Below are 26012 nucleotides of genomic sequence, written 5' to 3' on the forward strand. Positions count from 1 at the left end.
AAAATGTAAAATTACCAAAAACTGGTTGTGACAACATCCGCTCAAACAGTACCACTTGTTAAAGAACCTGAACGCCTAGAAAGCCGCCTACAAGAAATTCCGCCGGAACCGGGAGTTTATTTGATGCGAGATGGCAGCGATCGCATCATATATATAGGTAAATCGCGGAAGTTGCGATCGCGTGTTCGTTCTTATTTCCGAGACTCGCAAAGACTCAGCGAACGTATCGCCACAATGGTTAAGCAGGTGAGTGAAATTGAATTCATTGTCACCGATACTGAAACCGAAGCTTTGGCGCTGGAAGCCAATCTGATCAAGCAGCACCAGCCCTATTTCAACGTCCTACTCAAAGATGATAAAAAATATCCTTACGTCTGTATTACTTGGTCAGAAGATTATCCACGTATTTTTATCACTCGTAAACGTCAACTAGGTAAAGAAAAAGATAAATTCTACGGACCTTATACCGATTCTCGCCTACTGCGGGAGATATTGCGCTTGTGCAAGCGTATCTTCCCTTTGCGACAACGTCCTCAACCCCTGTTCAAAGACCGTCCTTGTTTGAATTACGATTTGGGACGCTGTCCGGGTGTGTGTCAAAAGCTGATTTCACCAGAAGAATACCGCAAAATCGTCCAAAAAATAGCGATGGTTTTCCAAGGTCGAAGTCAGGAACTGATAGATATCCTAGCCGAGCAAATGCACAAATCAGCAGAAGCACTGAACTTTGAGTCAGCGGCGCGGATTCGTGACCAAATTGCTGGGTTAAAGTCGCTCAATGCTGACCAAAAAGTGTCTTTACCAGATGATACAGTTTCCCGTGATGCGATCGCACTCTTCTCGGACGAACAACTCGCGTGCATTCAATTATTCCAGATTCGCGCTGGACAATTGGTCGGACGCCTTGCTTTCGTTGCAGATGCTCATGCTGAACCTGGTGCTATCTTACAACGAGTGTTGGAAGAGCATTATCAAACTGCTGATTCGGTAGAAATTCCCACAGAAATTTTGGTACAGCACGAATTGCCAGATGGGGAGATACTCGCAGATGTCTTGACTGGGCGTAAGGGACGAAAAGTGACGATTTTGGCACCCCAGCGACAAACTAAGGCAGAATTAATTGAGATGGTGGAGCGAAATGCTCAATATGAATTGCAACGAATGCAAAAATTGGGCGATCGCAACCAAGAAGCGATGCAAGATTTAGCCGCGATCGTCGATTTACCCGAGTTACCCCACCGAATCGAAGGTTACGACATTTCCCATATCCAAGGGTCAAATGCAGTCGCTTCCCAAGTCGTGTTTATTGACGGTTTACCCGCCAAGCAGCACTATCGCCACTACAAAATCAAAAATCCCACAGTCACAACAGGACACTCAGATGATTTTGCCAGTCTCGCCGAAGTTATTGGGCGTCGCTTTCGCAAGTATGCGGAAGATCCGCAACTAGCGCGAGTAGGAAATCCAGATTGGCCTGACCTTGTCATGATAGATGGTGGTAAAGGTCAGTTATCATCTGTTGTCGCAGTCTTACAAGAAATGAATTTATTGGAAGATTTGCGAGTTGTGAGTTTGGCAAAACGGCGAGAGGAGATTTTTTTGCCAGGAGAGTCCGAACCGCTAGAAACTGACGCAGAACAACCCGGAGTGCAACTTTTACGGCGCTTGCGAGATGAGGCGCATCGGTTCGCCGTGAGCTTCCACAGACAGCAGCGCAGTGATAAATTAAAGCGATCGCGTTTAGATGAAATTTCTGGTTTGGGACACCATCGACAAAAGCAGCTTTTAGGGCATTTTCGCTCTGTTGATTATATTCGGCAAGCAACACCCGCACAAATCGCTGAAGTTCCGGGTATTGGTCCACGTTTGGCTCAAGAAATCTACGATTATTTCCATCCCTCTTGAGGTATTGACGCACGTTAAGGGCACCCCTGCGACACTTGCGTGCGCGAAGCAATCGCTTTAACAGTGAACAGTGAACAGTAAGCAGTGAACAGTAAGCAGTGAACAGTGAACAAAAAGCTGACGACTAGTAACTGGTAACTGATAACTGATAACTGATTTAACCCCAAACGTCTGGTTTGTAGTTTATGCAAACGAAAAGCGCTGTATTTGAGAGTTGAACAGATTAAGTAGGCGGTTATATGCATTGACGAAAATCCACCAAGTCGTGCGGTTTTCACTTGTCTGATTTAAACGGGAAGCGCTTTTTGCTAATTTTCTCTTTAGGTTATTTACTTTTTATAAAAAATAATCTATTTATGAAAATATTTTTTATTTCTAAGTATAAAATTTAGCTGAAAACAACATCTATCTTGAGATTTATAAAGTATCTATAAGTATCTATCATAGGTAAGAAATAATATGGGTATAATTAATATCACATAGTGAATGCATCAGTTCTGATGTACCTCATTGCCTCCAAGCATCCCTACTCCTTATCACTCCTATGCTGACCGAACACCGTAAGCCCGTGTGCCTATCGCTTGTTTCCACAGACGTGCCAGTATTGTCTGTAGTCGATGCTGCCGCAACATTGTCTCAAAAAGACCGTGACCGATTCCATTTACTATTAACCGCACCGCCAAATAAAAGCTCCGAAGAGGCGATCGCCTCCGATCCTGCACTGACTCCCGAAGCGACACGCTACCGCGAAGGCGCGATCGCCCCCACCAGTCCCAGAACCTGGTGGTTGGAAATTTCCCCTCACCGCGTCATTATGACCATGCAGGGTAACGCTCAGTTGAATTACCGTCACATCTGGAAACAGGGCATTTCTGGCAGTAGTCGTTATTGGCTGCCAACTGAGTCATCGCCGCCTAATAAACCAATAACCTTACGTAATTTTACTAATATATTGGTGCTTGACGGACACCCGCTACCAAGGAATTTGCGGGTGGAATATGAATTGTGGGCGGAAAAAGTCCAACTGGGACACTACATCCTAAATTTGGAAATTCAGCATTAACATCAAGGCAATGAGCAGTAGTAGCAAAAGTTACTTTTTGCTGAGTTCTGAACCACTGAAAACCGACGCAGAACAAGTAGGGGTGCAACTATTTCTTGTGGCGGTTACGGGATAAGGCGCATGGGTTCGTGGTGAGTTTTCACTCTTAGCAGCGCAGTGATAAATTAGACAAGATTGCGGAATGTGAGTTCCATCTGTGTTCATCTACTTCGGCGTCCATCTGCGGTTAATTCTTCATTTTTTTTGGAATGAATGCAACAAGTCTAAGGACACTTGCTGGACGGTTTTCATCGTTTGGCTAAAGCTTATCTGCTGGGCATGGCCTGCCGTTCAGTTTTTGGTCAATCCAGAGCGAGATTGGCTCAAGCAGATTTTATGAGCTACCAACGGTACTATGTCTTCTTTGAATGTCAAGGTTTTAGAAAAAAGTTTTGCGGGCATTAAACCTTACGCCACACAGTTTGCATCAAGATTCTATTACAATTTGTTTACTGACAATCCTCAGCTTGAGCCGTTGTTTGCCAACACCAATATGCAAGAGCAGGACAAGAAGTTAATGATGACTTTGGTGCTGGTAATCTACAATTTACGGAACTTTGCTTATTTAAAGACTATACTCAGGGATTTGGGAGAAAGACATGTAAGATACGCCACTATCGAGGAACATTATCCGATGGTGGGTACAGCACTGTTGAAAACCTTTGAATTTTATTTAGGAACGGACTGGACGCCAGAAGTTAAGCAGGCGTGGACAGATGCCTATGCAGAGATTGTCAAGATTATGCTAGAAGGGGCGAAGTCTCCTGAAGAAGCGCTGAAATTGGAGAATGAACTTCAGCCGAGTACCAGGATAGCTATAGTAAACTCTGTCCCGACGCAGCCTCCTGCTATTGCCTCTAGCCTAAATCATTCAGAGAAAACCTCTAAGTTAGAGGATGTATCGCAGCCGAAAACCAACCCAGCCAGGACAAGCTTTGCTCCAACGCAGCCTCCTGCTACTGTCTCTAGCCTTAAGGCGAAGTTATTACCAATCATTTTTGTAGTAGCTGGTTTGTTGAGTGTTGGGCTTGTGTACTACCATTCCAGCTCGACGGAAAGACAAGAGGGAGTTATACCAATTCAAAATTCAAAATTCAAAATTCAAAATTAAGAAAGCCTAAGATAACGAGGGTTTGGCAGTGTGTATCTGTCGCATTCTTTTTTCAAATTGCTATTACGACACCAGAAGGAAAAATTGTTCGCTAAACACAATTTGATAGGACATCTTCAGGCATTTGCTAGGCGATCGTGTAAGCGTGATCATTTAAATGCTGACAGGCACATACTCGTCAGTTCATCCACATTGGGTACATTTTCCACATCCACGTTTGCCAATCCAAGTTGGTTGACAGCGTTCATAATTTGATCGTTGAATAAATTGTTGCGCTCCAAAAACTTATCAACCATCATTTTTTCAGTATGGGATTTTGATTCATAATGACTTGCGGCGTAGATTCTTCGTTTTATAAACTCGTTGCTGGCTGTGAGCCAGATGGCAGCAATGTTTTCAAAGTTCAGAGTATTTACAAGATCTGGCAATAAAGCCGAACCCTCCAGTACCAATCTGTCAGCTGACACATCCGTTGCATGGAAAGCCACAATATCTTCGATAAGCGGCCACACATTTTCTCTGTAATGACGAAGGACGTCAGTGATAAGTTCATCGGCTGACAGTAATAGATAATGATCCGCTACGTGATTTGGAACTTTCTTTGGTTTTGCTTGCCACGGACGTCCAGGATGGCGAGCTAGTTTGTCTGTGGAACAGTAGTTCCATTCCAGATGAAAGGCCAGAGACTGGGCAAGGGTCGATTTACCCACATGAGATGATCCGCCGATGAGGAGAATTCTATGTTCACCAAACATAGGAATCGTGTTAATCTCTATAATTGGAATTTTTGCTTATTTATTTACCATGATGTGTTCTTCTGCTCAATAGTAAACAAAGATTAATAAAAGCTAAAACTTAACATTTTGTTACTAAGACTCAGGATAGAGTTAGTTTTTAAGTAATACTTTTTGGATACACCTAGAGAATAGAGCCATTAACTTATGGCTTCTGCTTGCCCAGGTTTACTCTTTAGGAAAGAGTAGACTTGCAAAGGGCGAAGATTTGCCACAGAAGACATGAGTTGCTTTCGCTGCATAAAGAGCGACTCACGGTTGCTATTATCCAAAATTATTCAGTTTTTACCTGTTTGCTGCAAATATTACCTTTTAAAAAAGCTGAGATAGATTATAGCAAAAAAACAAAGTTGGTATGACTACAAATAAGATGGTCTCAAAGTATTAGCGTTTGGGATCATGCAATTTATGATGAAAGTGGAACTTGTAGAGATAATTTATATATCCTCAGTTGGATAGCATATAGCCTCATAGTAAGGATAATTAAGAAAATATAAATGAAAAAGAACACCTAATTTTGTTTGTGTTAATTTAAGCGATAAATTATTATCGCTTGTTCAATTCTGCCAATCTAAAAGATTTACAAGTTGAAGTTGCGTTTTTTCAAAAAAAATCATGAAATTCCAGGGTTTAAAAATGCAGATAGTACAAAAAATTCGCTGCCCAAACTGTGGTAGCGAAGGTGAAAGGCATTATTTATCTGATAGTCAGCTGACTCGAACGCAATGCCCAATCTGTGACTACTTGATGATCAATTGCACGCGTACTGGCAAAGTTATTGAGGCTTATGCTCCAGGTATTCATGCACAGCGTTAATTGAGGAGGAAACGGGGACGCGGTAAGACAGCGCGAATGACGGCTTTCCCGACAGCAGGCGACTGCGTTCGCGCAGCGTGTCCGAAGGACATACCCGAAGGGTGACACGGGGAATGAATCGATAAAACTCTCCGCGTCACCGCGTCTCGCCCACTCCTTTCTCCTGACTTTTCACGGTATCTAGAAAACCTCGCTTCTATTTCTCTCTACTATAAGGAGAGAGAGGCAAGAATTTTGGGTTTGAAAGTTAGATTTTTTGTGGACTTTTCACGTCATGTGGAAAAGTCAGCTCTTTCTCCTGCTATTTCTTGCTTGCCCGCAGTTGTCCACAAGCAGCATCCGCTTCTAAACCACGTGAGTAGCGAACACTAACCGCGATTTTTTGCTGCTGCAGAACTTTAACAAAAGCTTGAATTCGGTTTTGGTTGGGGCGTTTGTAGTCTGCTTCTTCAATGGGATTGTACGGAATCAAATTGACATGACTCTGGAATCCCCGCAAACGTTTTGCCAACTCCAATGCGTGTTCTGGGAAATCATTCACCCCAGCAAGGAGAATGTATTCAAAACTGACACGGCGTCCAGTAATTTCCACATACTCCCGACATTCAGCCAGCAAATCTTCAATAGGATAAGGGTGGGCGCTGGGAATGAGTTGTTCTCGTAGTGTTTGGTTGGGAGCATGGAGACTGACAGCAAGAGTGACTTGCAACTGGTGCTGAGCCAACTGGCGAATGCGATCGCGTATTCCAACAGTAGAGACAGTGAGGTTGCGCTGTCCAATACCTACATCTTTATTTAGGGATTGGATAGCTCCGATCAGATGATCTGTATTTAACAACGGTTCACCCATACCCATGAATACCACATGGCTGACCCGCTGCTGGAAATCTTCCTGAACCGTCAACACCTGATCGACAATTTCATGGCGGGCAAGATTGCGCTTGTAGCCTCCTTTACCAGTAGCGCAGAAATCACACGCCATTGGGCAACCCACCTGGCTAGAAACGCAAACCGTTAAGCGCTTTTCTGTAGGAATACCCACAGATTCAACAATTTGACCATCTGCTAGTTGTAAAAGATATTTGACAGTACCATCAGGAGCTACAGAGCGATGGTGTATCTTTGAGCGCCCGATGGGAATTTCTGCAACTTCAGCACGCCATTGTTTGGAGAAGACAGAGATATCCGAGAGACTACGCACTCCCTTTTGATAAATCCAATCGTGCAGTTGCTTTCCCCTGTAAGCTGGTTGTCCGTGTTGCTGCACCCAAGCCGTTAACTCCTCTACACTTGCCCCTAAAAGCGGTGGAATAGAGATGTTAGGTTGTTGTGGAATATCAGTTTTAGGGGAGGGGAGTACAGAGACAGACTTAGCAGACATGGTAGTTAAGAAATTCGCCTTGGATCTTTATGGTAGGCGATCGCTGTTCCTATTGCTTGGGTTTATAATTGCGGTTTTCACCACTGGAACACTGAAGAGTCTACGTGAACTACCCAACACCGACCCTATCGGGTACGGTGTGGGCTTCTGTAATCAATGGCGAGTGCCGTAGATTTGACTTTCGTCCCATCTTTGGTCTTACCTCCCCTCCTACAGCAGAGACGGCTGAACCTTCCGCCAATAGCCATCTGATACCCTCCGCTCTAATATTGATGGCTGCATTTCCATCTCGATCATGGTGAGTACTACAATGAGGACAAGTCCATTCCCTCACATCCAATGGCATCTCACCCATCTGATAAAAACAATTAGAGCAGAGCTTAGAACTGGGAAACCATCTATCTATCTCAACCAACTTTGCACCTTTGCGTTCTAGCTTATAAGCTAAGAAGTTGGTAAAAGTTCCCCATCCACAATCAGATATTGCTTTTGCCAAATTATGGTTACGTTCGCGTAGCGTGCGCGAAGCGCTCACCATGCCTAGAAGATGAAGATTTTCTACTATGACAGCTTGGCTATCGCTGACTAACTTGTAACTAAGTTTATGTAGAAAATCTTGCCTTGAGTTGCTAACTCGTTCGTACACTTTGGCAACAACTTTACGATATTTATACCTGGAATTACTCCCCTTTTGTTTACGTGCTAACTTTTGTTGTTTACGCTTTAGGTTTTTTTCGTGTTTAGCAAGATGTTTAGGATTGTCGTACTTAGACACTTTTTCGCCATCAGTTACAACAGCAAAGTGTTTTAATCCTAAATCAACACCGTAAATCTTTCCCTCTGTCGTAGTAGGGTTATCCCCTTCTAGTTCAGTCAGAATAGATGCAAAGTATTTCCCTGATGGAGTTTTAACGACTGTACAAGTCTTAATCTTTCCCTCAATCGGTCTGTGTATTTTGGCTTTGACAATCCCTATATTTCCGGGAACCTTGACATTCCCATCTACAACTTTGACGTTTTGAGGATATTGAATAGACTGTTTTCCGTGCTTAGACTTGAACCTTGGAAACCGCGCTCTACCATCAAAAAAGTTTTTGTATGCTGTGGTTAAATTGAGCGTTGTAGCTTGTAGAACCTGGCTATAACACTCACTCAACCATTCAGTTTCTTCAGCTTTTTTGAGGGCTGGTAAAAGGGCATTGAGTGCTGAGCGTCCAAGTCCTTTTCCTGTTTCTTTGTAAGACTCAATTGACTTATTTAGCGCATAATTCCACCACCAACGAGAGCATCCGAATGCTTGCGCTAGTTGTGTTTGCTGTTCTTTTGTTGGATATAACCGGACTTGTACAGCCTTATGTAGCACTCAATATCACCTCCTTGGTTTTTACATTCTATCACAATATACATTTAGCGATAAGCATAAGGCGCGAAAATATTTGGCGATTCCTCATGCATCTTTTCCTTGTCAATCCTTTTGGAAAGAATCAATCAAAGATGCAATTGTCACCGCCCGTCTTATATCCCGGCGCTAAACTGAGTACAGTTATAGCGCGGGACTTACGACGAATAGTTAAAACTTGTTAGACAGCTTTCCACGAGATTCCAATAGCACCTCTGGGTAATCAGATGAAGCTCTCTCAAGTAAAGCTTCACGCTGGTTTTTGAGATATTTATTGAAGAATGCTAATGTGTAAGCATTGATGATTTTGGCTGCCCGTTGAGGTTCAATTGAGCCAAGGGCTTGCTTGATTGGAGATTCTGCCTGAGTTGTGGAATTCGCTGAAAATGCGGGCAGTATTACCCCAAAATCTATGAACGTATTGTGCTTACTCCCTTTGAGCGTCAGGCTATAGGCATTGGTTTTTAGCCGTTGATAAAACGATTGCAGCGCCTGATCGCTACCATCATGAGACATCAGCAGGAAGGGGCTATCCAATCTGTCCTTATTTCCACTGCCCAAAAGCTTGCCATAGCTGCCACCGTCCATGTTGATTCCCGCTTTTAATCGGCGATCGCGCCACACTGCCTCGATAGCCGTATCTCCACCTAAGGAATGCCCAAAATACCGACTCGATTTAAATCTAAACGTCCGCTGAAAAGTCCTTGAGGGTCTTTGATCTTGAGGCGATTTAACTCATTGAGCACAAAGCTGACATCCTTTGCCCGAATTTCAACTGCTTGGTTAAAGGTACGCTGAATTTTCGCTCTTTTAGCTTTGGAGAAATTGAAGACCGTTGATTGAGTGATCACTCGTCCGTCCGGAAACAGGACTGGCACCTCATAAGTGGGATTAATCGCAACGACTACATAACCATGACTGGCAAGTTGTTCGAGTTGTGTTGTATAAAATTTGGGTGTCGAGCCAAAACCAGGGGAGAAAATGACAACTGGATAGCGTTTCGAGGCATTCGCAATCGCCACCTTTGGAACAGCGTTAGTTTGAATGGTTTGGGTAACTGATTGGACGAATTGGTCAGACGATACTCCAAAATCACGTCCCATGCCTTCAGCAGCAGCTAGCGCAAAACCCTCATCCATATAAGGGGCAGTGCTTGCTCCCGGCTTGGCATTCGTAGGATACCAAACATAAACCATCAACTCACGGCGATCTGTCGGTGGTGGGGTTGTAATCGGTTTTCGTGTCCGCAGATCGTAGACTTCAGTGCTGTAAGTCTCTTTACGGGAGGTATCAAGCAAGTGGTAAGCCGTTGTGCCTACTTGGTAAGAACCAGTGGGCACAGGTAACCGGAAGGTTGAAGCTCGATTTGTCGATTTTGGTTGCAATTGCGCTGGTTGCGCTAGGAGTGGTTCAATTTGGGTAAACAAAGGCTGAACACTTAGAACAGCGATCGCACCGACGGTGATAGCAGATTCTCGAAACTTTTGCATCTGGTCAGTTTTAAGCCTTGCAGTTCTCATCCAAGCCAAGGCACACGACCGCACAATGCACTGCTGTGTTCCTATCGGTTGTGCGATCGCACACAGACCGATCTCGCACAAACCAAAATCTAAAACCTTTTCCGCATAACGTGTTGTCGTTGATCATGTATTTCGAGTTTCCATCCCCGTTAGGGGAAGAGGATTTTTGACATACTCCCCGCACTTTTAGGGCGGGGATTCTAGGCTAAAATAACGATTGCAGCGCCTTGCCCGTCTTACCGAGTCTAACCCAACAGGTAAAGAATCCAAATGGAAAGAGCAGGTGCGACTTCAGTATCGTTTCCATCCCCGTTATCGCCTTATTTGCCTTTTACAAATTTGTTCGCTTAGTACAGAATTTCACAAGTTCGTAACGAATTAATTTCAGAAAGGCTCTGCGTTACTCTGCGTTGACTCCGCGTCCCTCTGCGTTTTAAAACGCTACTAATTAATGCAAAGCTGTACTTAAGTGCAAGATGTGACTTAACCAAAAGTTGTGCCGTTCCAGCCCCACATTGCGCCTTTGGCATCAGCAAACTCTATATAAATGCGATTTTGAGGCACACCCAGGGCTTTGTTAATCTCTTGGCAAAAGTCTTGGCTCATCGCCTGAGTTTGGTCTGGCTTCATTGTACCGACACTCTTAATCTCGATGTAGCATACTGGATCTGTCGTACCACCAAATGTCATAGGAATTCCGGCTTCAAAAGCCGTCATCATGTAGGATTCGGGTTTTCCAGTATGCTTGGCTAACTTAGCTGATAGGCTTTTGAGCATTGCTTCAATTTCTTCTCCAAGAGGAGCAGATACAGAAGTTTGGACTTTAATTAAAGGCATAATAACAATTCAAAATTCAAAATTGTCAATTTTAATGGTATAATCAGCCAGTTAATTTTGTCGAACTGCACGAGGCAACAGAGGAGATGAGGGAGATGAGGAACATGAGGGAGATGAGGAACATGAGGGAGTTTTGTCTTCCCCTGCTCCCTCTGCTTGCTAGGGGTGAGATTGGCGAAACAGATGACTGTGTTCGGGATGATATAAACGAGAGCGCGCTGATGCTTGTGAGAGTGCAGGGCTGATTATGTAAAGTGTGGTGCGAATCAGATTTTCTTGGTGAGTACAGTCTGCCATTTGATTGAGGGGAACAACCCTAATTTTTTCATCACTCCACCCTAAGCGATAGCAAATAGCCACCGATGTTTCGGCTGGGTAGTGTTCCAGCAGTTTGGCTTCGGCTGCTTCAACGTGACGCGCACTCAAATATAAACATAAACTAGCCTGATGAGCCGCGAGCGTTGCTAATTCTTCGCTTGCGGGGACTTCTGTGCGTCCGCTGATGCGCGTGAGTATGATTGTTTGGACTAAACCGGGGACAGTGAGTTCTACTTTGAGTTTAGCGGCTGCTGCTTGAAAAGCACTAATACCTGGTATGACTTCAAAGGGAATTTCTGCCTCTGCCAAAAGATGCATTTGTTCGTGGACGGCACTGTAAAGACTGGGATCGCCAGAATGGAGACGAACGACAGATTTGTGCGATCGCACTCGTTCTATCATGACTGGCAAAATCTCTTCTAAAGTCTTGTTCGCAGTGTGAATAATCTGGGCATCTTCGCGGCAAATTTCTAAAATTTGTTGGGGTACCAAGGAATCAGCAAACAAAATCACATCGGCGCTTTCTAACAGTTTCTGCGCCTTAACAGTTAATAGTTCTGGATCTCCAGGACCAGCACCCACGATATAAACAGCAGGTTCTAAAGCTTTATAAGGTTTTTTAGTACTTTCTACGCTCGTATATTTACTCATATGCGAACACACAGCAATTCCTCAAAAAAATTTTTTTAGCATTTCCTCAGTATCTTTCCGGATAGAACCCCTCCTTCTAGAAAAGTGTATTGGTAGATGCACCCTGGTTAAGCCCTGGAGAACACTCTGGGGCATTTTTTATTTGTGAGCCAAGAGTCCTCCTTTTCATGTGCTTACCTCCTCTCTCCATTTGCTTCAAGAGTGGAAACGACATCTGGTAAAGGGCGTTTAGCTATATAAAGCCAAGCTAACCCAGCTAAACCTAAGACGATTCCCACTAAACTCACGACTTGTGCTATCCGTAGCGGTCCAAGCATCAAACTATCCGTGCGAAAACCTTCAATCCACAAGCGTCCTAAGCTGTAAGCTGCTAAATAAACAAAAGACAGCGTACCTGTTTTCAAAGCTGGTTTGCCCGACAAACTCCTAAAAAATAAAGTTATCAGCAAAGCGAATACCATCAAATTCCACACAGATTCATAGAGAAAAGTGGGATGGAAGTACTCAAAATTAGCTAATTCTGGAGGACGATTTTGTGGTGGGATAGACAGCTTCCAAGGCAAATTGGTAGGGCTGCCAAAAGCCTCAGAGTTGAAGAAATTGCCCCAACGTCCAATTGCCTGCCCTAAAATCAGCGAAGGAGCCACTAAATCTGCCAATTGCCAGAAAGAAATCTGCTTAATTTTGGCAAATATTAATGCTGCAACAACGCCACCGATAATTGCTCCATGAATCGCAATGCCTCCTTGCCAAATCGCAATAATCCGCTCTGGGTGCTGGGCGTATTCTGACCATTGAAACAAAACGTAATATAACCGTGCTGCTGGAATTGCCCCAATCACCAGCCAAATTGACAAATCGCTGAGCAATTCTGGATTAACGTTACGGCGCTTTGCCAAGAACTGGGAAAGCGTAACGCCAATCAATACTGCTATAGCAATGAAAAAACCATACCAACGGATAGTGAACCATCCTATTTTCACCAGAATCGGTCCTGGAGAAGTAAATTGAAATGCCAAGGGCAAAGTCGAAAGATCCAGTGCCATGCAAAAGTACCTAGAAGACTATAAAAAGGTAATATACATTTGACTTGTGGGACTGGGTACTGGGGACTGGCGACTGGCGAAATGCTCCCGACTTGGAGAGAGCTTTATTACCCAATCTCCAATCCCTAATCCCTAATCCCCTTTACTGAAAACTTGCACTTTGTTGCTCCTAACCAGTAGTGGTTAGATATAATCACCTAAACAACTTTGAGGCATCTGTGATTGTGATTGCCATTTATCCAGGAAGCTTCGATCCTATCACCTTAGGACACCTTGACATCATCCAACGCGGCAGTCGCTTGTTTGCCCACGTGATTGTCGCTGTGGTGCGCAATCCTAACAAAAATCCACTGTTTACAGTGCAAAAACGGCTAGAACAGATTCGTCTATCTACAAAACATCTCGCTAATGTAGAGGTAGACGCCTTTGATGGTTTGACCGTAAACTATGCCCAAATGCGGGAAGCGCAAGTGCTACTGCGGGGTTTACGAGCAATTTCAGACTTTGAAGTAGAACTTCAGATGGCTCACACAAATAAAACCCTTTCTTATCAAATAGAAACAGTTTTCTTAGCAACATCAAATGAGTATAGTTTTTTAAGTAGTAGTGTGGTAAAAGAGATTGCTAAGTTTGGTGGCTCTGTCGATCATCTTGTTCCCCCGCACGTTGCCCTGGATATTTCCCAATGCTACGCCCAAAACAGTCCGGTATCGAACCAAATCAAAACGGAAGTAATCCCCCCCCGCAAGAGTTTGCCGATGGAATCTCCTACGACGGAGACGCTACGCGAATAGCAAGCGTAGACATTCAGCAGGAACTCAACCGCTTGGAGGAGATGATTCTTGCCGGTTTCAATATTCCACTGACGCGACGCACGTTAGTGGATGAAGACAAGCTGCTGGATCAGCTTGATGAAATACGGCTTTGTTTACCTGAAGCTTTTCAAGAAGCAGCAGCAATCATCCAGCAAAAGGAGGAAATTCTCCTACAAGCGGAAGAGTACGGGCAACAAATTGTTGATGCAGCGCAAGCCAAGCGATCGCAAATTTTGGATGAAAGTGACATCATCAGACAAGCAGAACGCGAAGCCTCGGAACTGCGGCGACAAGTTCAACAAGAATGTGACGAAATGCTGCAAGAAACCCTCGAAGAAATTGACCGTAAGCGACGCGCTTGTCAGCAAGAAATAGAGGAAATGCGCCGTCAGGCAATTGCAGAAGCAGAGGCAGTTGAACAGGGAGCTGATGACTACGCTGATAGCGTTCTAGAAAATATTGAGCAGAATCTTCAGGATATGTTGCGAGTTATTCGTAACGGACGTCAACAATTACTACCAGACTCCTCTTTAGACGATAATTCTCAATTTCCCAAGAAGAAATAGGCGCAGGTAAATTGCAACACTTTCGGTTCCAAGAGAAGGATATTATGCTGACTCGGTTGAAAGTTTCTGGCTTTAAGAATTTAGTTGATGTTGATGTACGCTTTGGACCATTCACCTGTGTAGCGGGTGCTAATACCAATTCGCTATGAAGATGCACTTAATATTTTTAAACGAACCACAAAGACGCAAAGAACACGAAGGAAGAAGGAATAATTATTAAGTGCAAGTTTACGGAGAATTGGTATAACGGTGTTGGCAAGTCTAACTTATTTGATGCCATCCGATTTTTAAGTGTGATTGCCCAAAGGGCAGTGGGCTTCACGCAATCGCGGATCGTCCTCTTATTGAAGCTGCCTTAGCTGTTCGAGATGAAGAAGGTCGGACAGCCGACGTGCGAAGTTTGTTCCATCGTGTTGGTGATATCTATACAGATCAAATGTCCTTTGATCCTGAAAAAACTAGGTTACATTATTTTGCAAATTATCTAAAAAAAGCGAGATTTCGTTGACTAAACTCAAATAAACAGGTTGCTCAAAAGATACTCTTCTCCACTACAACGTGTATGTAAAATCCTCTACCAACATACCGGGAACCATACTACCTCCAAGTTGACGACTATCGTATGTTCCTACTTCAGGAATGAATTCTTGGAAATTTGTCAAATCTACGAGATTTTCTCCCCAAAAACGATAGAGACTTTCATCAAAACGCAAGTTTTCAATAGGAGCGATAATTTCGCCACCTTCCACCCAAAAACAAGCATAACGAGTCATACCTGTAATTCTTCCTGTGGGGCGATCGCTCCAATTCAAGTAATGTAAATTAGAGACGTACAAACCGGTATCTAAACTAGGAAGAATTTCCTCAAATCTTAAATTGCCCGGATTGATTTCTGGCGCACGTAAAGCCTCATAACTATTAGCGCCGTTAGCAGTTTTTTGATATTCCTTTGCCGTGCGAGAATTTACCAGCGTATTTACCAAAACTCCCTTTTCAATTAAAGGCAATTCTGGTGCTGCCATTTCTCCTAATTCATTAAATCGCGGCACCAACCCTCGTTGAAAGTTTTCTTTCACAAAAAATGCATTACTCAACTGCTTTTCTTTGCGCCACAGTAAAGCTAAAGCACTGCCCCCTTGTTGTAAATCAGCTTCACTGACACCTCCCCAAGAAAGCATGGCTAATAAATCAGCAACCGCTGCTGGTGCAAAATAAGTTTTGTACTGACCCCGTGGTAATTCTTTTACAGGACGACAAAGCAATTTGAGTTGTCTTTTGGCATCACTAATTTTAGCTGCATAAGCTTCATGATTCCAATCACTACCTGCAAAAGTTCCTTTAACAGCTTGTCCTTCGGTCGTGAATATAGAATAGTCCAATGTAAAAGTATCGGTACTAAACCAATGCTTTTGCCCACTCGAATCGGCATAAGCTTTAATAACAACTCCCCCAGCGTATATACCTGTAAAATCTAATTCTGCAACCTGTTTTAGCACCGTTGGCACGACCAGTTCATCAGCCAATAAGTTTCCAGAATGGACTTCTCGACTGGTATTTGTGCCTGATGGTAATACTAGATATGGATCTACGGGTAACTGGGGAAGTTCTTCACGTAGTTCTTGCAAAGCTTGATATGCTAAAAACCAATCTTCTTCGCAATTTCCAGTAAAGGGAAATTGCCGAGAACTACTGCGCTGATTTTGCATTAAAGTCAGTTCAATCCAACCATCAGCGACACAACCTGTTTGTCGCACCTTGGCATGATTGAAACGAGTAAATTGACTGCGTTCACTGCTGAGTTTCACAGTGAATTGTTCATCTTCTTTCTTATCTAGAAGAGTGTCAATCAGTTGGTTAAAGCTGACTTCTAAGGCAGATAGTTCTTCGTGTTTCATGGGCATTGTAAATCGAGGGGTAGATGAGGAGGTGGGGAGCACGGGAGCAGGAGAGCAGGGGAGCACGGGAGCACGGGAGGAAGGTAGAGAAGAACAACTCTTCTTGTTCCCTTGTCGTTTTGTCCTCTTGTCCCTTAATCTTCTTCAACCGCCGCCGCCAAAAACTTCGACGTTAGCAAATACACAAATGGGTGAACCATGACCTACCGAAATCGCTTGGTTTGGTTCTCCTTTACCACAAAATGGAGTTCCATACATCTGCCAAGTAGAGGAGTTTCCTACTTTTACTAAGCTGTGCCAAAACTCTGGAGTCGTGGCTCTATAGTTGGGATTGCGGAGGGTTTTGGTGAGTTTGCCGTTTTCAATCAATTTAGCGTACTCGCAACCAAACTGAAATTTATACCGGCGATCGTCAATCGACCAGGAGCGATTAGATTCCATGTAAACACCGTGTTCTATTCCAGCAATGATTTCCTCAAATGAGGTTTCCCCTGGCTCTAAATTCAAGTTTGCCATGCGGTCAATTGCTGGTCGATTCCAAGAGCTAGCACGCGCACAAGCAACACCTGGTACGCCTGCTCTTGCTTGGCTTTCCAGACTGCCCAAACCTCGCAGGAGAACGCCTTCTTTGATTAAATACTCCCGCGTTGCCACAGCACCCGTATCATCGAAGCCATAGCTAGCAAATTCACCCAGTACTGTGGGGTCAAAGGTAATATTCATTGCGGGAGAACCATACACCAAAGTGCCGAAATCACTCTTACTGACGAAGCTTCCTCCGGCGTAATTGCGCTCATCTCCCAAAATTCGGTCAATTTCTACGGGATGCCCCACGCTTTCGTGGATTTGCAGCATCATCTGGTCTGGCGCTAACACCAAATTGGTACGCGTAGTTGGACATTCTTCTGCTGTCAACAGTTCTACTGCTTGTTCACCAATTTGTTGTACCCGTTGCCATAAGTCTGGTTCTTGGAAAAGTTCCAGCCCCCCTTGGTAACAATTTGCTTGCCAGCCGTTGTTGGTGCGTTGCTGGACAATCGCGCCATCTTGTGCTGTAGCCCCGTAATGACTGCTAAAAAACATGAAGTTTTGATACACTTCAGAGCCGTTGCTGCTGACAAACCAAGTTTCCCTTTCGCTGATGCTAGCAACTACTGTGGTTTGTACAATTTGGTCAGAGACTTTTAGGGTTTGGCAAATGCGGACAAGTAAATCGTTGATTTCCCCTGGACTAAGAGCATCCAAGGGTTCAAGAAACGGCGAAGTATACTGACCGACTACTTTAGGACGCTCTCTCGCCGCGTTAAATGGATATATCCACCATTCACTGGCAGCTAGTGCTTGTTTATACGCTTTTTCAGCAGCAGATTGCAAATCTTGCAGTTGCAGTGAATTGGTAGCTCCATAGCCTATACACCCGTTTACCATGACTTCCAGCATAGCTCCGGTAGTGGAAGATTTACCGTTGCTTTGGGGTATGCCGTCACGGAAATGACGGTTATATGAAGTATCTTTCACGCCTCTAATACCGACCCAATCAGCAGGTATATTTATTTGAGCGATCGCTTTTGTTAGTTCAGACCACATAGCAATTCAAAATTCAAAATTCAAAGTTCAAAAAACTATTTTTGATGATTTTGTTTGGTTTAACGACGATAGTAGCAATTATCTTAATAAGTTCGTTAATTTGCCCTAAAAGAGATAGTAAGCGATTTTCTGGTATCAATTCAGTAGTAATCAAAAGTCTTATCCAGTATCTGGTTTCTTTTGCCTCTTTCAGCGCAATTTCTAGCTTGTTAACAAAATCGGCTGTACTCTGTGCTGATTCGGATTCTTCGACATTTGCGCCAATTGACGTTCCAGACTTGATCAACTATTTGGAGAGTGTTTGCACTACTCGCGGACTTTCATCTAGTACCTTGCAAAGTTTAACAATGCGGACAGCGAACTCAAACGTCCTATCTGTAATTGCTTTATAATGGCTCGTCATTTTCCATTTTCAATCTCATTATTAATTTTGTTCGCGTAGCGTGCCCGCAGGGCATACTTTGAATGCGTGAATGCGTGAATTTTCAATTGCGGTGCCATCTAGTGCCTTCACGGCTATCAATTAGGGTAATACCTTGTGCTTGTAGTTCGTCACGAATGCGATCGCTTTCGGCAAAATTCTTTGCTTTGCGTGCATCCTGCCTTTTCTGAATCAACGCCTCAATTTCCGCATCGCTTATACCGCTATTTTGGGGTGTTTGGGCTGACATCTTGGCTTCTAAACCCAGAACTTGAGCTAATGTGACAAGAGTTTGCCACTTGCTTTGTAGTTCTGCACTTGATGTCTCGGTTTTTCCCTCATGTACTAAAATATTTCTCTGGCGTTGTAGTTCCTTGGCTAATTCAAACAGCACAGGTAACCCAGCAGAAAAATTAAAGTCATCATTGACAGCTTGTTGAAAACGCTCAACGTAGGAATTTTCGATTGTGGATGATTCTTCCCATGCGAGTTGTTTACCGTATTCATAGCCGAAGAGTAAACCTTCTTTGAGAGTTTGCCAACTGTTTGTCTTGTCGGCGATCGCCTCATCGGTAAAGTCAATGGGTTTGGTATAGTGCGCCCCAAGTACAAACAACCGCACCACCATTGGGTCAACTCCTTGATCCAGCAATTCCCGAATCGTGATAAAGTTGCCCAAAGACTTGGACATTTTTTCACCATCCACTTTTACCATGCCGTTGTGCAGCCAGTAACGCGCCAGTGGTTTTCCTGTGACAGCTTCTGATTGAGCGATTTCATTTTCATGGTGGGGAAACTTTAAGTCTTCACCTCCAGCGTGAATGTCTATAGTTTCGCCAAGGCGATCGCGCACCATCGCCGAACATTCAATATGCCATCCCGGACGACCTTGACCCCAAGGTGATTCCCAAGCGGGTTCTCCTGCTTTTGCTGCTTTCCACAAAGCAAAGTCAAACGGGTCTCTTTTCTTCTGATACTCTGGATCGTCCACATTTACCCGTTCGCTGGCTCCTGCTTGCATATCTTCTAATTTGCGTCCGGAAAGTTTACCATACTCAGAAAACTGGCGCACTGCGTAGTAAACATCACCCTGGGCAGGGTAAGCGAAGCCTTTATTTTCTAACTCATGAATGAGCCGCACAATGCCATTTATCGTGTGAGTTGCACGGGGATACTCATCAGCATCCTTAATCCCCAGCCGCCTCATATCCTCAAAATATGCTTGGATAAAGCGCTCAGAGACAGCTTCCATTGATGAATGTTCTTTCTGCGCTCGGTTCAGTATCTTGTCGTCAATATCGGTAAAATTCTGGACGAAGCGCACTTGATAGCCAAGAAATTGCAGGTACCGACGCACGACATCCCAAACAATACAAGCTCTAGCATGACCCAAATGGCAGTAGTCGTACACTGTCACGCCGCAGTAATACATCTTAACTTTTCCGGGTTCGACGGTTTCAAAAGGTTCTTGGCGACGGGTGAGTGTATTGTAAACAGTTAGGGTCATAACCAAGTTTTACTAAATATAGAGATACGTAATAATAGGGGAGGGCAGTGACACAGCGCTGCACGAGGGTCTTTCGCTCTCACAGCGACTGGCAACCCGTAAGTTGTACGGACTGGCACTTTCGGCGCTAGCGTCTCTGAAGGAGAAGGGCTGGGATGAAATACCAGCATCCCTATGCTAGTGTTTTCTGTACTCTGTGCGCTACATTCTTCTATTTTGACTTTTTCACAGCATCGCTATGCAAGCAGTTAGTTCCGAATCGAAATCAATAGATGCACCGAAACAAGGATTGCCAGTAACAATTATTACTGGATTTCTTGGTAGCGGTAAGACGACTTTACTTAATCATATCCTGACTAATCAGCAGGGGCTGAAGACTGCTGTTTTAGTGAATGAATTTGGCGAAATTGGCATCGACAATGAGTTAATTATCTCCACTGACGATAATAATAATATGGTGGAGCTGAGTAACGGTTGTATCTGCTGCACCATTAACACTGATTTAGTAGATGCCGTTTACAAAGTTTTGGAACGCCAAGACAAGATAGATTATCTCGTTGTCGAAACAACTGGACTGGCAGATCCGCTACCAGTTGCGCTCACATTTCTCGGCACGGAGTTACGCGACTTAACCCGTCTGGATTCAATCATTACGGTCGTAGACGCGGCAAATTACAGCCTGGATTTATTCAATTCTCAGGCAGCTTACAGTCAAATTGCCTACGGTGATGTGATTCTGCTCAACAAAACAGATTTAGTTTCTCAAGCAGAATTAGAGACGCTGGAAGCAAAAATTCGGGAAGTTAAGGAAGGAGCGAGAATTATTCGCACTAACCGATCGGAAGTACCACTCCCCTTGATTCTCAGCGTCGGTCTGTTTGAGACAGATAAGTACTTTGATGATGCTGCTAATGAGCATAGTCATGACCATCACCATGACCACCATGACCATGAACATGAACATCATCAGCACCACGATCATGACCACTCTGAATGCGGTCATGACCATGACCATGATCACGAACATCACCATCATTCTGACCATTTAGAAAATGATGGTTTCACCTCCATATCCTTTCAGAGTGACAAGCCTTTTGCGATTAGGAAGTTTCAGTATTTTCTAGATAACCAGTTACCTGAAACTGTCTTCCGCGCAAAGGGGATTATGTGGTTTGATGAAAGTCCCAAACGTCATATTTTCCACCTTTGCGGTAAGCGTTTTACTCTGGATGATGATGAGTGGAAAGGTGAGAAGAAAAACCAGTTGGTGCTTATTGGTCAAAATTTAGATCATGAGGCTTTGCGACAACAACTGGAAAACTGCGTTTGTCTGCCTTCAACCACTCGCGGCAAAGGTTTCGGGAAATAATTATTAGTCATTCGACTCGTTCCCAGGTTCCACCTGGGAATGCACTTTTTAAGTGGCTCTGCCACTTTTTGTCCTAAGAAAGCACTCTACCAGTAAGCATTCCAACACAGCCACCTCAGAACGACGATATCTGGTGAAAACCGTCGTATTCAAATCAATGAATAAACTGTCGCATGAACTCTAAGGTTTTATCAAGGGTTTTTGTATACACGGTTACTGCCATTGACGGGAATGCCGTTGTAATTATTTTTGTAAGTGGTTGAGAGTTTTGTATTAACTGAGTTTTGTCTACAGCTAGCAACTTTAACGATCGTCTAAAAAATTTTGGATAACCATCTATAACTGCTAAATTTGTTACTTATATTTTTCCCTGAAAAATTTAATGTCAATACCATAACTAAGTATGAAAGGACGCATTCGTTCGAGTTCAAGTAAAATCAACAACAGTAGTTGTGGGAAACAAGCGATGAATTGCAATTTGTGCAGGTTGTCCCCAGTCAAGTAAATCAGTCGTAGCGGTAGATAAGTAGAGACTTGAAATTCCAATCCACAATCCAAAATAGGAATGCGTGTCATTATCCAGCGAGTTAAATCATCTCAAGTGACTGTCAACAGTGAAATAGTCGGTAAAATTGGACGAGGGCTAAACTTGCTCGTCGGTATTGCCGATACTGATACTCATGCCGAACTTGATTGGATGGTGCGTAAGTGTTTGGAATTGCGGCTGTTTCCCGATGAAGAAGGCGGTGATCGTTGGCAAAAATCTGTACAAGAAATTGGCGGCGAATTGCTGGTAGTAAGTCAGTTCACCCTTTACGGTGACTGTCGCAAAGGTCGCCGTCCGTCTTTTGACCGTTCAGCTGCTCCTGAAATAGCACAAGAGTTGTATAACCGCTTTGTTGACAAGTTACGCTCAAGTGGTTTGCAGGTGGAAACAGGTCAATTTGGGGCAATGATGCAAGTCTCTATTGAGAATGACGGTCCTGTTACTTTGTTACTAGAGCGAGAAGCAACATAAGAGTTTATACTGAAAATAAAAATCTCAGCGGCAGCTAGACTGCTAGGTACTAAATGGTGAGAGAATATTAAACTACCGATAATAAAAGTTTAAATTCACTCAACATGGCTCAAATTCAGTTTTCCAGAGGTATAACCGAAGATGTAGTTCCAGACGTGCGCCTGACGCGATCAAAGACGGGTGACAGCGCAACAGCGACGTTTATCTTCCAAAATCCCAAAGCTTTAGAGAGCACCAGCACCGAGGAAATCACTGGGATGTACTTAATTGACGAAGAAGGAGAAATTGTCACCCGCGAAGTTAAGGGTAAATTCATTAACGGCAAACCAGAAGCATTAGAAGCCGTTTACGTGATGAGATCGAAAGACGAGTGGGAGCGCTTTATGCGGTTCATGCAAAGGTATGCTGAAGACAACGGTCTGGAATTCAGTAAATCTTAAACAGTTATTCGTTATTAATTAGTGTTAGTGCTTGGTCGTTAGCAAGACAACCAACAACTAACACAAAACAACGAACAAATGACTAATAACAAAAACTCTATAGTTTACTTATGACGCACATTCCTCACCCAGATTCCCCTGGCATAGCGGTAAGTTGTGCTGTCGTTACTGTCAGCGATACACGTTCAAAAGAAACAGACAAAAGTGGTCAGCTGATTCAAGAATTACTCCGCAATGCCAATCATACAGTAGAAGCTTACATGATTGTCAAAGATGAACCTGTGCAGATTCAAAACCAGATGCAAATGCTGGGTGAGAATCCAAATTTGGATGTTGTGATTTTCAATGGTGGCACAGGTATTGCGCCGAGGGATACCACCTACGATGCTATTGAAAACTTGCTAGAAAAAATTCTGCCAGGCTTTGGTGAGTTGTTCCGCTTTTTAAGTTATCAAGAAATTGGTTCGCGAGCTATTGCATCTCGCGCTGTTGCTGGTGTTTATCAACAGAAACTTATCTTTTCCCTTCCTGGTTCCAGTAATGCAGTGCGATTGGCAATGGAAAAGCTGATTTTGCCAGAACTCGTTCATCTAGTTGGACAGATGCGTAAGTAAGAAGAACGCAGAACACAGAACACAGTAATCAGAATATCCCCTGCATGATTTATCCGGGGGATTTAAGTACGGAAAAAGTTTGTTGGTCTCCTGCATGATTTATCCGGGGGCATAAGACCAATACTCAGGAACCTTACTCTTAATTCATGCTCAAAAAGCGCGTTTAATATTCTGACTTCTAAGTTCTGATTCCTGAGTTCTTTTTTGGTGAAAAAAAACAACCCCCTCTATGAGAGGAGGTTATTAATTTTTATTCAGGTAATTCCTAAAAGAATCATAACCCACCAATTGTTAAACAGATGACAGCCAAAATGGCACTAACTATATAAAAGACGGCAACAACTTGCAGTTCTGACCAACCAGTCAGTTCCAGATGATGGTGTAACGGAGCCATCTTCAGCAGGCGCTTGCCTTTGCCATCAGGACCTTTGGTAGCTTTGTAATAACCAACCTGTGCCATCACGGAAAGGGTTTCTACGAAGAAGATGCCGCTGAGAATGAACAGCGCTACTAAGCTGTTAGTCAACAAACCTACTGCTGCTAAAGCGCCTCCTAAAGCCAAGGAACCCGTGTCTCCCATGAAAACACGGGCTGGGTTACGGTTATGTGCCAGGAATCCTAAGCAACTGCCACTCATACAAGCGCAGAAAACCATCAATCCAGGCGAGGAGGGTGCAGCCAGCGCCCCTAATGCCAGCAGTGCGACCGCCACCGTTCCTGCTGCTAAGCCATCAATACCATCAGTCAGATTTGTGGCGTTACTTTCTGCCACTAAGACAAAGCCAGCCAAGGGCCAGAACAGTAACCCTAAGGGTAAAGAAAAACCCAAAGGCAAAGCAATTGTTGTAATGTTAAAAGGTTGAGTAAAAAACAGCCACACACAGAAAGCTAGTGCAAAACCGACTTGCAAAGCTAGTTTCATCCGAGGAGATATACCTTTATTAGACTTGCGGCGCAGAATTTCCCAGTCGTCAATCCAGCCAATAAATCCATAACTTAATGTTAAAGCAGAAACGGCTAGCACTTCTGTCGCAAAGCTAGACCATACACAGGCAGCGATCGCTGCCACGGGAACAAAGAAAATGCCCCCCATTGTTGGTGTACCTGCTTTTTTTAGATGAGCCTGCGGACCATCCTCGCGGATGATTTGCCCTGTTTTCAGGGCTTGCAGTAGTGGTATTGCCCAGAAGCCGGCGGCGGCTGAAGCCAGCGCGCAGAATAAAAATGGCAAGGTGAGCGACATACCTTGCCAGGGCAACCTATTCGCCACCCAATCTAATACCAGTGCTGATACACCTAGACTTACACCCAGTACAGAGACCAGACCTATGCCATTGATAATGCTCAATCCTTGGTCAGGAGATAATTTTGCGTCCACGGAAACTTCCCTTCACTCCACACTTGCAAAACTAAACAATCGGGACTATCTATGCCAATATACCTTCAGCCAGAATTATTTACTCCTCATCAGGAGCAGCATCATCGTCGTCATCGAAGTCATATTCGCCAATGCCATCATCAGTACTCAAAAACTCTGATATCTCTTCTTCGTCATCTAGAAAATCAGGCTCGAGAACATCACGTGCTATCAGACGACCGTTAGATTGCAACCAGTCGAGTAGGGAGGACTCTTGCTTTAATGGAATTACAGATGCCCGCTGGTTTCGGGGTACTTCACGCAAAGGAGAATTTAGCATATCTACAGAAGACAATAAAAGGGGAAGGTAACTAGACACTTAGAGTTTATCACTTGATAATGCCCGATTTACTTGTTCATTCAACTGTTTGACTGATAAATCCGACAAAAAATTTTTTATTTATTTATTGATCAGCCAAATTTGAAAGCCAATTCTTCATTAGTATGGCACTATACATAGTTCATCAATATTTTCTTGATACTGATGTTTTTGAGGTTATATGACGATGCTTGGAAAGACAGATCTTTTAGAAGCAATTGCTGGGAAAAATCGCGGGCTGCTTGCTACAGAGCAGGACAAGCAAGCTATTTTGGTAGCAATTGCAAATTTGGAAGATGTAAATCCTACACCTTCTCCAGTTGAAGCAACAAATTTGCTAAATGGTAATTGGCGATTAATATATACCACTAGCAAAGCTCTATTAAACATTGATAGCTTACCACTGTACAAACTTGGTCAAATTTATCAGTGTATCCGCGTAGAAACTAACAGTGTTTACAACATAGCTGAGATTTATGGCTTACCTTTTCTTGAAGGTATAGTCAGCGTTGCTGCAAAATTTGAGCCAGTCTCAACTCGGCGCGTCAACGTGAAATTTGAGCGATCGATTATCGGTTTACAACGTTTACTAGGCTACAATTCTCCAGAGAAATTTATCCAACAACTCGAAGTCGGTAAAAAACTCACTGCAATTGATTTTCCTTTAAATAGTAAGGAACAACAAGGCTGGTTAGATATAACTTATATAGATGACAATTTGCGTATTGGTAGAGGTAATGAGGGGAGCGTGTTTGTCTTGACAAAAGCATAAGGTTATCCCAGAAAAGTCCTTGCGACCAATGAAGTTAAGCGATCCCAGGAATTTTGTCAAGGAGAATTTTACACTTTTTTTGAATAATCTAGAATGGGGAATAGGTAACAAGTCGTAGGTGAGAGTCAAATGCCTCGCCTGCGCTGTACTCAAACAACCTATTTTTTGTAACCTATCCCCTGCACCTGATAACCTTTACCCTGTAACCTATCCCGTAGGTTCGTGGTTCGCTGCACCCTGTAACTTATTCCCTCTTTACTCTAAATGACGAAAATTGATCCTATAAGTTCCTCAAGAGACAACAAGAAGGCAAGATAAATAACTTAACAAAGCCTCTTGATGAGACCTCCTGGTTGTAGAGTGAAATCAATTAGCCTTATATATTGGCGATT

General features: G+C 43.6%; 25 protein-coding genes. 11 read left to right on the forward strand and 14 right to left on the reverse strand.

The window, feature by feature from the left end; genetic code table 11:
• Positions 1-27: 27 nt before the first annotated feature.
• From uvrC to V5G28_RS25225, 3 genes are all read left to right on the forward strand, one after another.
• Positions 28-1905 carry an excinuclease ABC subunit UvrC gene (gene uvrC / locus V5G28_RS25215; protein WP_332995664.1) on the forward strand — a complete coding sequence of 626 codons (1878 nt, stop codon included), beginning with the start codon at positions 28-30 and terminating at the stop codon, positions 1903-1905.
• Between the two features lie 544 nt (positions 1906-2449).
• A complete protein-coding gene (locus tag V5G28_RS25220; RefSeq protein ID WP_332995666.1) occupies positions 2450-2968 on the forward strand; it encodes a hypothetical protein in 519 nt (172 codons plus the stop codon).
• Positions 2969-3362: 394 nt separating this feature from the next.
• Positions 3363-4118, forward strand: coding sequence for a globin family protein (locus V5G28_RS25225; RefSeq protein WP_332995668.1), 756 nt, complete (start codon positions 3363-3365; stop codon positions 4116-4118).
• Positions 4119-4267: 149 nt separating this feature from the next.
• Here V5G28_RS25225 and V5G28_RS25230 read toward each other — a convergent pair whose 3' ends face one another.
• The gene (locus V5G28_RS25230) at positions 4268-4873 is read right to left on the reverse strand and encodes a 2-phosphoglycerate kinase (protein ID WP_332995670.1); all 606 of its coding nucleotides are present in this window, start codon (positions 4871-4873) and stop codon (positions 4268-4270) included.
• Between the two features lie 675 nt (positions 4874-5548).
• On the opposite strand from V5G28_RS25230, the gene V5G28_RS25235 reads away from it, so the two are divergent.
• Entirely contained in the window at positions 5549-5728 is a 180-nt protein-coding gene (locus tag V5G28_RS25235; protein ID WP_096571411.1) for a replication restart DNA helicase PriA, read from the forward strand.
• Between the two features lie 301 nt (positions 5729-6029).
• Here V5G28_RS25235 and rlmN read toward each other — a convergent pair whose 3' ends face one another.
• The 7 genes from rlmN to lgt all read right to left on the reverse strand — a co-directional run bounded on the left by rlmN (position 6030) and on the right by lgt (position 12880).
• Positions 6030-7109, reverse strand: a complete 1080-nt coding sequence (gene rlmN / locus V5G28_RS25240) for a 23S rRNA (adenine(2503)-C(2))-methyltransferase RlmN (protein WP_332995672.1) — start codon at positions 7107-7109, stop codon at positions 6030-6032.
• A gap of 109 nt (positions 7110-7218) precedes the next feature.
• Positions 7219-8472 (reverse strand): RNA-guided endonuclease InsQ/TnpB family protein, encoded by a 1254-nt coding sequence (locus V5G28_RS25245; RefSeq protein ID WP_332995674.1) that lies wholly within the window; start codon positions 8470-8472, stop codon positions 7219-7221.
• Between the two features lie 207 nt (positions 8473-8679).
• Entirely contained in the window at positions 8680-9132 is a 453-nt protein-coding gene (locus V5G28_RS25250) for an alpha/beta hydrolase (RefSeq protein ID WP_336231334.1), read from the reverse strand.
• A 23-nt stretch (positions 9133-9155) separates the two neighbouring features.
• A complete protein-coding gene (locus tag V5G28_RS25255) occupies positions 9156-10109 on the reverse strand; it encodes an alpha/beta hydrolase family protein (protein WP_336231335.1) in 954 nt (317 codons plus the stop codon).
• 402 nt (positions 10110-10511) lie between these two features.
• Positions 10512-10865: a phenylpyruvate tautomerase MIF-related protein gene (locus tag V5G28_RS25260; RefSeq protein WP_332995678.1), complete on the reverse strand. Its 354-nt coding sequence runs from the start codon at positions 10863-10865 to the stop codon at positions 10512-10514.
• Between the two features lie 159 nt (positions 10866-11024).
• A complete protein-coding gene (cobM, locus tag V5G28_RS25265) occupies positions 11025-11834 on the reverse strand; it encodes a precorrin-4 C(11)-methyltransferase (RefSeq protein WP_332995680.1) in 810 nt (269 codons plus the stop codon).
• Positions 11835-12007: 173 nt separating this feature from the next.
• On the reverse strand, positions 12008-12880 hold the full coding sequence (lgt, locus tag V5G28_RS25270) for a prolipoprotein diacylglyceryl transferase (RefSeq protein ID WP_332995682.1): 873 nt from the start codon (positions 12878-12880) through the stop codon (positions 12008-12010).
• 224 nt (positions 12881-13104) lie between these two features.
• Between lgt and coaD the strand changes: the two genes are divergently transcribed.
• Together coaD and V5G28_RS25280 are read left to right on the forward strand one after the other, a co-directional pair.
• Positions 13105-13674 (forward strand): pantetheine-phosphate adenylyltransferase, encoded by a 570-nt coding sequence (coaD, locus tag V5G28_RS25275; RefSeq protein WP_332995924.1) that lies wholly within the window; start codon positions 13105-13107, stop codon positions 13672-13674.
• Positions 13566-14261, forward strand: coding sequence for a DivIVA domain-containing protein (locus tag V5G28_RS25280; protein WP_332995684.1), 696 nt, complete (start codon positions 13566-13568; stop codon positions 14259-14261). The genes coaD and V5G28_RS25280 overlap by 109 nt, the downstream gene beginning before the upstream one ends.
• A gap of 551 nt (positions 14262-14812) precedes the next feature.
• On the opposite strand, the gene V5G28_RS25285 is transcribed toward V5G28_RS25280, so the two are convergent.
• From V5G28_RS25285 to cysS, 4 genes are all read right to left on the reverse strand, one after another.
• Positions 14813-16156, reverse strand: a complete 1344-nt coding sequence (locus V5G28_RS25285) for a TldD/PmbA family protein (protein ID WP_332995686.1) — start codon at positions 16154-16156, stop codon at positions 14813-14815.
• Between the two features lie 144 nt (positions 16157-16300).
• A complete protein-coding gene (locus V5G28_RS25290; protein WP_332995689.1) occupies positions 16301-17743 on the reverse strand; it encodes a TldD/PmbA family protein in 1443 nt (480 codons plus the stop codon).
• Between the two features lie 13 nt (positions 17744-17756).
• Complete coding sequence (locus V5G28_RS25295) at positions 17757-18029, reverse strand: four helix bundle protein (protein WP_332995691.1); 273 nt, start codon at positions 18027-18029, stop codon at positions 17757-17759.
• A gap of 199 nt (positions 18030-18228) precedes the next feature.
• Positions 18229-19671: a cysteine--tRNA ligase gene (cysS, locus tag V5G28_RS25300; protein WP_332995692.1), complete on the reverse strand. Its 1443-nt coding sequence runs from the start codon at positions 19669-19671 to the stop codon at positions 18229-18231.
• Positions 19672-19909: 238 nt separating this feature from the next.
• Between cysS and V5G28_RS25305 the strand changes: the two genes are divergently transcribed.
• From V5G28_RS25305 to V5G28_RS25320, 4 genes are all read left to right on the forward strand, one after another.
• Positions 19910-21040: a CobW family GTP-binding protein gene (locus V5G28_RS25305; protein WP_332995694.1), complete on the forward strand. Its 1131-nt coding sequence runs from the start codon at positions 19910-19912 to the stop codon at positions 21038-21040.
• A 565-nt stretch (positions 21041-21605) separates the two neighbouring features.
• Complete coding sequence (gene dtd, locus V5G28_RS25310) at positions 21606-22058, forward strand: D-aminoacyl-tRNA deacylase (RefSeq protein ID WP_332995698.1); 453 nt, start codon at positions 21606-21608, stop codon at positions 22056-22058.
• Between the two features lie 104 nt (positions 22059-22162).
• Positions 22163-22498 carry a photosystem II reaction center protein Psb28 gene (psb28, locus tag V5G28_RS25315; protein ID WP_332995700.1) on the forward strand — a complete coding sequence of 112 codons (336 nt, stop codon included), beginning with the start codon at positions 22163-22165 and terminating at the stop codon, positions 22496-22498.
• A gap of 110 nt (positions 22499-22608) precedes the next feature.
• A complete protein-coding gene (locus V5G28_RS25320; protein WP_332995702.1) occupies positions 22609-23112 on the forward strand; it encodes a MogA/MoaB family molybdenum cofactor biosynthesis protein in 504 nt (167 codons plus the stop codon).
• A 274-nt stretch (positions 23113-23386) separates the two neighbouring features.
• Here V5G28_RS25320 and mraY read toward each other — a convergent pair whose 3' ends face one another.
• Complete coding sequence (mraY, locus tag V5G28_RS25325; RefSeq protein ID WP_332995704.1) at positions 23387-24490, reverse strand: phospho-N-acetylmuramoyl-pentapeptide-transferase; 1104 nt, start codon at positions 24488-24490, stop codon at positions 23387-23389.
• Positions 24491-24569: 79 nt separating this feature from the next.
• Positions 24570-24809, reverse strand: a complete 240-nt coding sequence (locus V5G28_RS25330) for a DUF3134 domain-containing protein (RefSeq protein WP_041037964.1) — start codon at positions 24807-24809, stop codon at positions 24570-24572.
• A gap of 226 nt (positions 24810-25035) precedes the next feature.
• Here V5G28_RS25330 and V5G28_RS25335 point away from each other — a divergent pair, with 226 nt between their 5' ends.
• Positions 25036-25620, forward strand: a complete 585-nt coding sequence (locus tag V5G28_RS25335) for a PAP/fibrillin family protein (RefSeq protein ID WP_332995926.1) — start codon at positions 25036-25038, stop codon at positions 25618-25620.
• Positions 25621-26012: the final 392 nt, after the last annotated feature.

Origin of the sequence: Scytonema sp. PRP1, from assembly GCF_036697665.2 — a bacterium.
In the GTDB taxonomy this organism is placed as follows: Bacteria; Cyanobacteriota; Cyanobacteriia; order Cyanobacteriales; family Nostocaceae; genus Kalymmatonema; species Kalymmatonema gypsitolerans.

Excerpts from the sequence above, each read along its gene's own strand:
- V5G28_RS25220 (WP_332995666.1), top strand. The coding sequence starts at position 2,450 with ATGCTGACCGAACACCGTAAGCCCGTGTGCCTATCGCTTGTTTCCACA.
- V5G28_RS25225 (WP_332995668.1), top strand. The coding sequence starts at position 3,363 with ATGTCTTCTTTGAATGTCAAGGTTTTAGAAAAAAGTTTTGCGGGCATT.
- V5G28_RS25230 (WP_332995670.1), bottom strand. The coding sequence starts at position 4,873 with ATGTTTGGTGAACATAGAATTCTCCTCATCGGCGGATCATCTCATGTG.
- V5G28_RS25235 (WP_096571411.1), top strand. The coding sequence starts at position 5,549 with ATGCAGATAGTACAAAAAATTCGCTGCCCAAACTGTGGTAGCGAAGGT.
- rlmN (WP_332995672.1), bottom strand. The coding sequence starts at position 7,109 with ATGTCTGCTAAGTCTGTCTCTGTACTCCCCTCCCCTAAAACTGATATT.
- V5G28_RS25260 (WP_332995678.1), bottom strand. The coding sequence starts at position 10,865 with ATGCCTTTAATTAAAGTCCAAACTTCTGTATCTGCTCCTCTTGGAGAA.
- cobM (WP_332995680.1), bottom strand. The coding sequence starts at position 11,834 with ATGAGTAAATATACGAGCGTAGAAAGTACTAAAAAACCTTATAAAGCT.
- lgt (WP_332995682.1), bottom strand. The coding sequence starts at position 12,880 with ATGGCACTGGATCTTTCGACTTTGCCCTTGGCATTTCAATTTACTTCT.
- V5G28_RS25280 (WP_332995684.1), top strand. The coding sequence starts at position 13,566 with ATGCTACGCCCAAAACAGTCCGGTATCGAACCAAATCAAAACGGAAGT.
- V5G28_RS25285 (WP_332995686.1), bottom strand. The coding sequence starts at position 16,156 with ATGAAACACGAAGAACTATCTGCCTTAGAAGTCAGCTTTAACCAACTG.
- V5G28_RS25290 (WP_332995689.1), bottom strand. The coding sequence starts at position 17,743 with ATGTGGTCTGAACTAACAAAAGCGATCGCTCAAATAAATATACCTGCT.
- cysS (WP_332995692.1), bottom strand. The coding sequence starts at position 19,671 with ATGACCCTAACTGTTTACAATACACTCACCCGTCGCCAAGAACCTTTT.
- V5G28_RS25305 (WP_332995694.1), top strand. The coding sequence starts at position 19,910 with ATGCAAGCAGTTAGTTCCGAATCGAAATCAATAGATGCACCGAAACAA.
- dtd (WP_332995698.1), top strand. The coding sequence starts at position 21,606 with ATGCGTGTCATTATCCAGCGAGTTAAATCATCTCAAGTGACTGTCAAC.
- psb28 (WP_332995700.1), top strand. The coding sequence starts at position 22,163 with ATGGCTCAAATTCAGTTTTCCAGAGGTATAACCGAAGATGTAGTTCCA.
- V5G28_RS25320 (WP_332995702.1), top strand. The coding sequence starts at position 22,609 with ATGACGCACATTCCTCACCCAGATTCCCCTGGCATAGCGGTAAGTTGT.
- V5G28_RS25330 (WP_041037964.1), bottom strand. The coding sequence starts at position 24,809 with ATGCTAAATTCTCCTTTGCGTGAAGTACCCCGAAACCAGCGGGCATCT.
- V5G28_RS25335 (WP_332995926.1), top strand. The coding sequence starts at position 25,036 with ATGCTTGGAAAGACAGATCTTTTAGAAGCAATTGCTGGGAAAAATCGC.